Annotated in this window: 9 protein-coding genes, 1 tRNA gene and 2 pseudogenes; 9 read left to right on the top strand and 3 right to left on the bottom strand. The window is 69.7% G+C overall.

Annotation, left to right across the window (positions count from 1 at the left end):
* The 8 genes from J1C73_RS27035 to J1C73_RS27000 all read left to right on the top strand — a co-directional run.
* Nucleotides 1-588: NAD(P)-dependent oxidoreductase (locus J1C73_RS27035; protein WP_278186656.1), on the top strand; the 588-nt coding region annotated here is incomplete at its 5' end.
* A 255-nt stretch (nucleotides 589-843) separates the two neighbouring features.
* Complete coding sequence (gene ehuB / locus J1C73_RS27030; protein ID WP_207318682.1) at nucleotides 844-1,746, top strand: ectoine/hydroxyectoine ABC transporter substrate-binding protein EhuB; 903 nt, start codon at nucleotides 844-846, stop codon at nucleotides 1,744-1,746.
* Between the two features lie 19 nt (nucleotides 1,747-1,765).
* A complete protein-coding gene (gene ehuC, locus J1C73_RS27025; RefSeq protein ID WP_207318681.1) occupies nucleotides 1,766-2,500 on the top strand; it encodes an ectoine/hydroxyectoine ABC transporter permease subunit EhuC in 735 nt (244 codons plus the stop codon).
* Nucleotides 2,497-3,141 (top strand): ectoine/hydroxyectoine ABC transporter permease subunit EhuD, encoded by a 645-nt coding sequence (gene ehuD / locus J1C73_RS27020; protein WP_207318680.1) that lies wholly within the window; start codon nucleotides 2,497-2,499, stop codon nucleotides 3,139-3,141. Before ehuC ends, ehuD begins: the two co-directional genes overlap by 4 nt.
* Nucleotides 3,131-3,982, top strand: coding sequence for an ectoine/hydroxyectoine ABC transporter ATP-binding protein EhuA (ehuA, locus tag J1C73_RS27015; RefSeq protein WP_207318679.1), 852 nt, complete (start codon nucleotides 3,131-3,133; stop codon nucleotides 3,980-3,982). Before ehuD ends, ehuA begins: the two co-directional genes overlap by 11 nt.
* 166 nt (nucleotides 3,983-4,148) lie before the next feature.
* Complete coding sequence (locus J1C73_RS27010) at nucleotides 4,149-4,907, top strand: IclR family transcriptional regulator (RefSeq protein ID WP_207318678.1); 759 nt, start codon at nucleotides 4,149-4,151, stop codon at nucleotides 4,905-4,907.
* Between the two features lie 82 nt (nucleotides 4,908-4,989).
* Nucleotides 4,990-5,063, top strand: a tRNA-Lys gene (locus tag J1C73_RS27005).
* Between the two features lie 155 nt (nucleotides 5,064-5,218).
* On the top strand, nucleotides 5,219-6,724 hold the full coding sequence (locus tag J1C73_RS27000) for an MFS transporter (RefSeq protein ID WP_207318677.1): 1,506 nt from the start codon (nucleotides 5,219-5,221) through the stop codon (nucleotides 6,722-6,724).
* On the opposite strand, the gene J1C73_RS26995 is transcribed toward J1C73_RS27000, so the two are convergent.
* The 3 genes and pseudogenes from J1C73_RS26995 to J1C73_RS26985 all read right to left on the bottom strand — a co-directional run.
* Nucleotides 6,641-8,377 carry an AMP-binding protein gene (locus J1C73_RS26995; protein WP_207318676.1) on the bottom strand — a complete coding sequence of 579 codons (1,737 nt, stop codon included), beginning with the start codon at nucleotides 8,375-8,377 and terminating at the stop codon, nucleotides 6,641-6,643. The genes J1C73_RS27000 and J1C73_RS26995 overlap by 84 nt on opposite strands.
* A 26-nt stretch (nucleotides 8,378-8,403) precedes the next feature.
* Nucleotides 8,404-8,994 (bottom strand): lytic polysaccharide monooxygenase auxiliary activity family 9 protein, encoded by a 591-nt coding sequence (locus J1C73_RS26990; RefSeq protein ID WP_123471291.1) that lies wholly within the window; start codon nucleotides 8,992-8,994, stop codon nucleotides 8,404-8,406.
* A gap of 159 nt (nucleotides 8,995-9,153) precedes the next feature.
* Nucleotides 9,154-9,888 (bottom strand): annotated as a pseudogene (locus tag J1C73_RS26985) (SPFH domain-containing protein); the annotation flags it as partial.
* Between J1C73_RS26985 and J1C73_RS26980 the strand changes: the two are divergent.
* Nucleotides 9,882-10,133 (top strand): annotated as a pseudogene (locus J1C73_RS26980) (SPFH domain-containing protein); the annotation flags it as partial. The pseudogenes J1C73_RS26985 and J1C73_RS26980 overlap by 7 nt on opposite strands.

The raw sequence follows: 10,133 nt of genomic DNA, 5'->3' as shown, positions 1-10,133 counted from the left end.
CGGCGGCGGTGGCGCCACCGCGAGAGCGTCCCGGTAGCGGGCTCGCGCGCCGTGGTCCTCGGCGCCGGGCCGGTCGGGCGCGCCATCACCCGGCTGCTGATGGCGCTGGGCGTCGAGGTGGCGCTGGTGGGGCGCACCGCCCGGCGCACGATCCACGGAGCGGGGGATCTGGACCGGCTGGCGGCGCAGGCCGACTGGGTGATCTGCGCGGCGCCGCTGACCCCGCGGACGTACGGGATGTTCGACACCCGGTTCTTCGGGCTGATGCAGCCGTCCGCCCGGTTCATCAACGTGGGGCGCGGCCCGATGGTCGTCGAGGGTGACCTCATGGACGCGCTGCGCAAGAGGTGGATCGCGGGTGCGGCACTCGATGTGTTCGAGCGGGAACCGCTCGGCCCGCAGAGCCCGCTCTGGGACGTGCCCAATCTGATCGTGTCTCCGCACATGAGCGGTGACACGGCGGGCTGGCGGGACCGGCTGGGCGAGCAGTTCGTCGCGATGTACGAACTGCTGGCGGCCGGGCAGCCGTTGCCGAACGTGGTGGACAAGCGGCTCGGCTACATCCCGGGGACGGACCTGGACGAGTGACCCCAACCCGGCCCGCTCGATACCGACTTCAGCACCCCATTGCGGACATCTGCTGATATCACACCGTCATCCGTCCCATCCCGCAAGGAAATACGCCCCGCACCCATCGCGTCGCGCTCCGCCCACCTTCAGACACGGGAAGGTCACCCTCCGGCCACCGTTCGGTTACATGCGGCCTCTTCCTGCATAGACGTACGGGATCGGGCAGCGTTCACCCTGTCCGGACTGTTCGAACCTTCCAGGAGACTGCGAACCATGGCTGACTTCCCGAACCTGTCCCGCCGGGGCTTTCTCAACCGATCGGCGGCCGTGGGCGGTCTGCTCGTCGTCCCCGGCCTGCTCACCGCTTGCAGCAAGACCGGCGCCGACTCCGCGGACGGCGAGGGAGCCCTCGCCAAGCTCCGCAAGCAGGGTTTCGTCCGGGTCGCGTACGCCGACGAGGCCCCGTACGGGTACATGGAGGGCAAGCAGCTCAAGGGCGAGGCGCCCACCCTGCACCGGGAGATCTTCAAGGCGCTGGGTGTCGACGAGCTGAGGCCGACCCTCTCCGAGTGGGACGGGCTGATCCCGGGCCTGCAGGCCAGCAAGTACGACGTGGTCAGCGCCGGTATGGCGATCACCCCGGAGCGCTGCGCCAACGCACTTTTCTCGGAGCCGGAGTTCATCTCACCGACCGCGATGATGGTGAAGAAGGGCAACCCGAAGAAGATCACCGATCTGGCGTCCGCGAAGGCGGCCGGGGTCACCATCGGTGTGATGGCGGGCGCGGTCGAGGGCTCGTACGCCAAGGGCGCGGGCATATCCAAGGACAGGATCAAGACCCTGCAGAAGCCGCAGGACGGCGCGGACGCGGTCAAGGGCGGCCGGATCGACGCGTTCCTGCTGACCGGCATCTCGCTGCGCTGGCTCGCCAAGACCAACGCGGGCACCGAGGTCACCGACGCCTTCCTGCCGGAGCTCGACGGGAAGAAGCAGTACAGCCCCGGCGGCGCCGTCTTCCGCAAGGGCAACGAGGAGCTGCGGGACGCCTTCAACCGCGAGCTGAAGAAGATCGTCTCCGACAGGTCGCGCTATGTGAGCCTGCTCCAGGACTACGGCTTCGGGGCCACCGAGCTCCCGCCGGCCACCCTGAAGACGGCCGATCTGTGCAAGGGCTGACAGGGACGGAACCCACCGCATGAGTGATTTCTTCTCCGCCTTCATGGACGATCTCCCACAGTTGCGCTCGGGTCTGTGGGTGACCCTGGAGGCCACGATCCTGGGCGCACTGCTGGCCCTGGTGCTGTCGTTCGTCCTCGGGCTGATGTCGATCAGCCGGCTGCTGCTGTCGCGGGGCGTCTCGCGCGTGGTGGTGGAGTTCTTCCGCGGCACCTCGCTGTACGTCCAGCTGTTCTGGTTCTACTACGCGATGCCGCCGCTCACGGGGTACGAGCTGTCGCCGCTGCTCTGCGGCGTCCTCGCCTTCGGCCTCAACTACGGTGCGTACGGGGCCGAGGTGGTGCGCGGGGCGATCAACTCCGTGCCGCGCGCCCAGTACGAGGCGACGATCGCGCTGAACATGACGCCGCTGCACCGGATGCGCAAGGTGATCCTTCCGCAGGCCTGGGTGCAGATGCTCCCCTCCCTCACCAACCTGCTGATCCAGCTGCTGAAGTGCACGCCGCTGCTGTGGCTCATCTCGGCGGCCGACCTGATGACCGCGGTCGAGAAGCTGCGCAGCCGTACGGGTGAGACCCTCACCGCGTATGTGACCCTGCTGGCCTGCTACTTCGTACTGGCGTACGCGCTGACCCTGCTGATGAACCTGCTGGAGCGGTCCGCCAAACGGCGGCTCGGCCTGGAGACCGGCGGGCGCAGCCTGCTGAAGTCCCGCAGCGCCGTGACGGCCGGAGCCGCCGGAGGTGCCCGGTGAACGAGGGATTCAAATGGGACGCCGTCGGCGAGGCCCTGCCCCTGCTCCTCCAGGGGTTCAAGGTCACCTTGCTGGCCACCCTGCTGGGCACGGTGGTCGCCGCCGTGCTCGGGCTGGCGATCGCGGTCGCCGGACGGGCCCCGAGCCGGTTGGTGACCGTGCCGGTGAAGATCGTGATGGAGTTCATCCGCTCCACCCCACTGCTGATCCAACTGGTCGGCGCGGCCGCCGTGTTCAGCTCGGTGGAGCCGCTGACCATCGGCATCGTGGTGCTGGGCATCCACTACGCCACGTACACCTCCGAGGTGTACCGCGCCGGGATCGACAGCGTCCCGAAGGGGCAGTGGGAGGCCTGCCGGGCCCTGTCGATGTCGCCCCGGCGGACCTGGCAGGCGGTGATCCTGCCGCAGGCGGTGCGCAACGTACTGCCCGCCCTCGGGAACTACGCGATCCTGATGTTCAAGGAGACCCCGTTCCTCGCCGTGATCACGGTGCAGGAGATGGTCTTCAAAGCCCGTGAGTACGGGGCCGGGCACTTCGTGTACACCGAGGTGTTCACGCTCGCCGGAGTGCTCTTCCTGGTCGCGAGCTACCCGACCTCGCTGTTGATGAGAAAGCTGGAGAAGCGCCTTGGCCACTGAACCTCTCCCCCTGCAGAAGACCGCGGCCACGGCGCCCGAGGACGTCGTGGCGGCCCTCGCCTCCACGGACAGCGGGCACCCGCTGGTCCGCTTCGACAAGGTGGTCAAGCAGTACGGCGACCACGTCGTCCTCGACCAGCTGGACTTCACGGTCGAGCGCGGCGAGCACGTCACCCTGATCGGGCCCAGCGGCTCGGGCAAGACCACGATCCTGCGGCTGCTGATGACGCTGGAGAAGGTCAGCGACGGCGTGATCCGGATCAACGGCGACCCGCTGACCCATATGCGGGGGGCGGACGGCTCGCTGAAGCCGGCGTCCGAGAAGCATCTGCGCGAGGCGCGGAAGAAGATCGGGATGGTCTTCCAGCAGTTCAACCTCTTCCCGAACATGAAGGTGCTCCAGAACATCACCGAGGCACCGGTCAACGTCCTGGGCATGGACCGCGACAAGGCGGAGGCCCGGGCCCGGGAGCTGCTCGATCTGGTCGGGCTGTCCGCGAAGACCGACGCCCACCCCTCCCAGCTCTCCGGCGGCCAGCAGCAGCGGGTCGCGATCGCGCGGGCGCTGGCGATGGAGCCGGAGATCCTGCTCCTGGACGAGGTCACGTCCGCGCTCGACCCGGAGCTGGTGGCGGGCGTACTGGAACTGCTGGGCGACATCGCCAGGAACACCGACATCACCATGCTCTGTGTGACCCACGAGATGAACTTCGCCCGGGACGTCTCGAAGAAGGTACTGATGTTCGACGCCGGTCGGGTCGTGGAGTCGGGACCGCCGGAAAAGATCTTCTCCGATCCGGAGCACGAACGTACACGCGAATTCCTCAACGCGGTGCTGTGACCTCGGCATCCTTCAATCGCCAATGACTCTGGCATATGCCAGACGAGTGCGCCCCAGCTCGCAGCGCCGGGGCGCACCGCCGAGTCGTCAACACCCGCCCCTGAAGAGGCCCTTGGCGGCTATCGTGAGGGCACAGCTTGCGGTCACAACCTGGTAGGGGGAAACCGTGGCGTTGAAGCCCGAACCGACCACGCCGTTCCATTCGGTGCAGTACGCCCTTCGTGTCCTCGAAACGGTCTCCAAGCACGGCAACGGTGTGACGGACGCCCGGATCGCCCGGGAGACGGGACTGCCCGTGGGGCATCTCGCCTCCCTCCTGCTCATGCTGCGCCGTGAGGGGTACGTCGAGCAGATCACCGACGGCGCGTACGTGACCGGCGCCTCACTGTTGCTGCTCGGCTCCGGTGCGGCGCGCAGACAGGCCGTGGAGGCCCGGCTCCAGCAGGCGCTGACGCAGCTGCGCGACTCGGTCGGTGCCGCGATCTACATCAGCCGGTACGTGGACGGCGAGATCCGGGTCACCCAGTTCGCCGACGGTCCGCGCACCCCGGCGGTCAACGAGTGGGTGGACTTCCGGTCCGCGGCCCACGCGTCGGCGTTCGGCAAGTGCCTGCTGACCCAGCTGGACCAGAACGGGCGCCGCGACCACATTTCGCGGCACAAGACCGCGCGGCTGACGTCGCGGACCATCACGAGCGAGCAGGCCCTCTTCTCCAAGCTGGACAGCCAGCCGGCGACGGTCCCGGTGCTCGACCTCCAGGAGTACGCGGTCGGCACGGTGTGCGCGGCGGTGCCGCTGACCGCGGGAGCCTCGGCGGGATGCCTGGCGCTCTCGCTGCCGATCGAGGACGCGCATCGCCTGCGCGAGGCGGCGGACACGCTGAACCGGCGCGCGGCACCGGTGCTGCTGTCCCTGGCCCTGTAGCGCTCCGGAGGCGCCTGACGCGGGGGTCGGGACACGTGTCATCGGCACCCCCGAGGACCAGGTATTATTTTCGAGTCAGCACGCGCCGCTAGCTCAGTTGGTTAGAGCAGCTGACTCTTAATCAGCGGGTCCGGGGTTCGAGTCCCTGGCGGCGCACAGACACCACACGAGGCGGTCCCCGTTCAACGGGGACCGCCTCGTGTGTTTTGTGCTGCCCTCGACGCCAGACAAACGTCTTACACATCAGTTTTACACGCTCGTTTTACACATACGTACTAGACAACTGTTTTACACACTCGTATATTCCTGGCATGACAACACCTACGAGCACCGCCACCGCCCCCGGCGAGCTTGCCGGCCGCAGGGAATGGACCGCCTTCGTGGTCCTGCTGCTCCCTCTCCTCCTGGTCTCGATGGACGTGTCCGTCCTCTTCTTCGCGATCCCGTCCATCGACCGGGACCTCGCACCCAGCGCCACCCAGCAGCTCTGGATCTTCGACGTGTACGGCTTCGCCCTGTCCGGCCTGCTCATCACGATGGGCTCGCTCGGTGACCGGATCGGCCGCCGCAGGCTGCTGATGATCGGCGCCTTCGCCTTCAGCGCGGCCTCGGTCGGCGCCGCCTACGCCACCGGCCCCGAGATGCTCATCGCGGCCCGCGCCCTGCTGGGGATCGGCGGTGCGACGCTGATGCCGTCCACGATGGGCCTGGTGCGCAACATGTTCCGCGACGAGCGGCAGCGCAGCCGGGCCGTCGGTATCTGGTCCGGTGCCATGGCGGGCGGGATCGCGCTCGGCTCGGTGCTCAGCGGCGTCATGCTGGAGCACTTCTGGTGGGGTTCGGTCTTCCTGATCAATGTGCCGGCGATGGTGCTGCTGCTGGTCCTGGTGCCGGTGCTGGTGCCGGAGTTCAAGGACCCGGCCCCGGGGCGGTTCGACTTCCTCAGCGTGCCGCTGTCGATGGGTGCGGTGCTGCCGGTCGTCTACGGGGTCAAGGAGAGCGCCGCCCACGGCATGGACACGCGCAACGGGCTGATCATCCTCGCCGGGCTGGCCGTCGGCTGGGTCTTCGTCCGCCGACAGCGCGCCCGCGGCGACGCGATGATCAGCCGCGAGCTGTTCCGCGCCCGCGGCTTCGCCGCCGGGATCGGCCTGAACGCGCTGGCCTCCTTCGCGATGATGGGCTCCGCCTTCTTCACCACCCAGTACCTCCAGTCGGTCCTCGGAATGGGCACGATGGAGGCCTCGCTGTGGAGCCTGGCACCGTCACTGGCGGTCGGTGCGGCCGCGCCCGCCGCCACGGCCATCGCCCAGCGGACCGAGCGCAGCCACGTGGTCTGCGCCGGGTTCGTCATCGCGGCGGCCGGATTCGGGATCCTCGCCCTGTCCGGCACCGACTCGCTGTGGCTGCTGCTCGTCGGCTCGGCCGTGATGAGCAGCGGCATCGTGACCGTGATGGCGCTCGTCTCGGACCTGGCGCTGTCCACCAGCCCGCCGGAGAAGGCGAGTTCGGCCGCCTCGCTGCTGGAGACCGGGCAGGAGTTCGGCGGGGCGATGGGGATGGCGCTCCTGGGTGCGGTGGCGACCGCGGTCTACACCGCCGAGATGCCCGACTCGGCGCCGGACGTGGCCCGCAGGACGCTGCCCGGAGCGCTGTCCACCGGCGACGGTTCACTGATCTCGGTCGGGCGGGAGGCCTTCGTGCACAGCATGCAGTTCGCGTCGGTCGCGGGGTCACTGATCCTGCTGGCGGGGGCCGTCCTCGCCGTGACGCAGCTGCGGCGGGCGGCCCTCCCACGCCCGTCCGGCGTCCGATGACAGCAGCTCGGCGCGCCCGTGCTCCTCGAACTCACCGGTAAGGGCTGTCAGTTGTTCCTCCCCGAACGGGACGTACCTGCCTTCCGGGTCCCGGCACCACACCGCGGCCCCGGACCAGAATCCCGCCAGCCGCAGCCCGGCCCGGTGCACCTTGTTCGTCGCCGTCACCGGCATCGCGCGCACGATCCGTACGAACCGGGGCGCCATCTTCGTCCCCAGGTCGGGCTGGTCCCGGAGGAACGCGGCGAACGCGTCCGGATCGAACCGGACCCCGTCGCGCAGCGCCAGCGCCGCCATCACCTGGTCCCCCGCGACCGGGTCGGGCACCGCGTAGACCGCCACGGCCGCCGCGTCCGTCCAGCGGGCGAGGATGTTCTCGATCATCGCGGCGGCCAGGTTCTCGCTGTCGACCCGCAGCCGGTCCTCGGTCCGGCCCGCGAAGTAGAGGAAGCCGTCGGGGTCGCGGAAGAAGAGGTCACCGGTCCAGTACCAGCCGCCGCGCACCCGGGCGGCGTCCGCCTCCTCGTTGCGCCAGTAGCCCTCGAACGGGGTCCGGCCGCGGTTGACCAGCTCCCCTATCGCGGCGGCGCCGTTGAGCAGCTTCCCGCCCTCACCGAAGACCGCGGCGACCCGCTCGCGGCCGCTCGAAGGGTCGACGACGGCGAGGTCGTCGCGGTCCGAGGCCCGGCCGATCGCGCCCGCCGGGGTGTCCGGGGTCCGCTGGATCGCCGCACCGCCCTCCGAGGAGCCGTAGCCCTCGGTCAGCCGCACCCCGAACCGCTCCCGGAAACGGGCCGCGTCCACGGCGCCCGCCTCGGTGCCGAAGCCGATGCGCAGCGGGTGCTCCCGGTCGTCGGGGCGCTCGGGTGTGGCCAGCAGGTACTGCACGGCGCGGCCGACATAGGTGAAGTACGTGGCCCCGTGGGCGCGTACGTCGGCGAGGAAGCCGGATGCCGAGAAGCGGCGGCGCAGCGCGACGGCGGCGCCGCCGGCCAGTGCGGGTGCCCAGTCGGCGATCACCGCGTTGCCGTGGAACATCGGCATGCAGATGTAGTGGACGTCCTCGCGCCGGACCCCGAAGTGGTCGACGAGCGACTGACCGGCCGCGGCGAGCCGCCCCTGGGTGCAGACGGCGGCCTTGGGCGCGCCGGTGGAGCCCGAGGTGAAGTAGAGGAGCATCCGGGTTCCGGGCCCGGGGCGGCCGAGGACCGCGTCGCCCGGCTCCGCCCCGGCGTAGGGGGCGAGCAGTCCGGCGTACGCCTCGGTGTCGGTGACCAGCACCCGGACGCCCGGCAGCTCCAGGCCGTCGAGCAGCGGCAGATGGGCGCGCTCGGTGATCAGTACCCGGCATTCGGTGTGCAGGATGTCGCGGGCCAGTTCGGCGCCGCGACGGGTGGGGTTGATGCCGGCGACGGCGGCCCCGGCCAGGGCCGCCGCGCTCAGCCACAGCGAAAATTCCGGGGTGTTGTCGAGCAGCACCCCGAGGTGCGGTTCACTGCCCGCCGGCAGCAGATCCGCCAGGAGCGCGGCCCGTGCGGCAGCGCCCGAGGCGACCTGGTGGTGACTGAGGACGATGTCCTCGTACCTCAGTCCGGGCCGGTGGTCGCCCCATTGGCGCTGTACGAGCTCCGCGACGGTGCCTGCGCTCCTCATGGCGCCGCACGGTAACTGACTACACGTCAGAACTGAACATCGGAGCACGAGTAGAACGCGTTGGCCGTGTCCGCGATGTTCCAGACGCTCAGGATGATGTGCTTCCCGGTCTTCTGGGTGGGGATGGTGCCCTGCTGGGTCAGCGTGGCCGGGGGCTGCTGGTTGTTGTACGGCACCGTCATGAACGGCTGCGACTCCAGGTCGGAGCGCTTGAGCGGCTTGGTGGGGTCCCAGCCGTTCTTGGTGATGTAGTAGCGGAAGTCCGTCGTGGCGTGCCGGGCGGTGAACTGCCAGCGGAAGCTGAAGCCCTGGCCCGCGGTGACGTGGGTGGCGGGCCAGTTGCCGCCCCGCGGGTCGTCGAGCTGCGCGAACTCGCCGTGGCCACCGGAACAGATCGCGCCGTCGGCGGGACCGGCCGCCGGGAAGCCCTTGGGGCCCTCGACGCTCTGCGGCTCCCACTGGATGTTGCCGCAGCCGGTCACCGTGCCGTTGGCACAGAGCTTCTGACGGCTGATGGGGTTGTCGGTGTAGCCGTGGCTGCTGGCGCTGCTGGTCGCGAACATCGAGACGCCCGCTACCGCAAGGCCCACCAGGGCCGCACCTGTCTTCTTACGCATTGCTGACGCTCCTCGGATACGTGGGGGAGGTTCCATGAGCACTGCTGCGCGCGTGTCGTGCGGTCTAGACCAAGGCCTAGATTATTGACGGATCATGAACATGTCCAGACCAATGGGAGTTGGATTCCGGTTCGCCTCGCAAGAGCCCGCCGAACCCCCTCAGGCACTGTCCCCGCCACCGCGTCCGGTGTAGAAGGCGACGGTCAAGTCCTTCACCAGTGACTTCCGTTCGTAGTCGTCGAGCACCACGAGCCCTCGCGCGGTCAGCCGGTTGACCGTGTCGTCCACGGCGTCCACCACCGAAGTCAGCACGCTGTCGCGGTGTTTGGCGTCGATGGCCGCGATCCGGCGCCGCTGCATGGCCGCGGCCACCTCCGGCGCGTACTCGATCCCGGTCGGCTGCGCGGAGTACACATCGATGCCGACCGGCTCGCAGTCCGCCTTGAGCATCCGGGTCAGCGCGTCACCGACGGCTTCGGCGTTGCGCAGGGTGTGGGCGTCTTCGTGGAAGGCGTCGGCGGGCAGCTGGGAGAGGACCCGCGCCATCGCCGCCTCGACCTGCGCCCGCAGGTACTCCTCGTGGTCGGCGATCCCCAGCGTCGCCCGCACGGTGTCCTCGACCCGCCACACGACGAGGACGACGACCCGCAGCGCCGTGCCGTTCGCGTCCACCGCGGGCAGCGGTTCGCTGCGCCAGTGCCGCAGCCGCACGTCGACCCGGCGGCGCAGCAGCAGCGGGCTGACCCACATCAGCCCGGTGCGCCGCACGCTGCCGCGGTACTGGCCGAAGATCGTGAGCACCCAGGCGTACCCGACCCGGCCGCGGGTCAGTCCGCCGAGCGCGAAGAGCACCGTGGTCAGCAGCAGCGCGAGCGCCACCCAGGCACCGAGGCCGGGTCGGGTACGCCTGGGTGCTCACGATCTTCGGCCAGTACCGCGGCAGCGTGCGGCGCACCGGGCTGATGTGGGTCAGCCCGCTGCTGCTGCGCCGCCGGGTCGACGTGCGGCTGCGGCACTGGCGCAGCGAACCGCTGCCCGCGGTGGACGCGAACGGCACGGCGCTGCGGGTCGTCGTCCTCGTCGTGTGGCGGGTCGAGGACACCGTGCGGGCGACGCTGGGGATCGCCGACCACGAGGAG

The sequence above is a fragment of the Streptomyces laculatispora genome, from assembly GCF_017353455.1.
Lineage (GTDB): Bacteria > Actinomycetota > Actinomycetes > Streptomycetales > Streptomycetaceae > Streptomyces > Streptomyces laculatispora.
The sequence above is the reverse complement of the archived record's forward strand: the minus strand, read 5'-3'. Positions and strand labels throughout refer to the sequence as shown.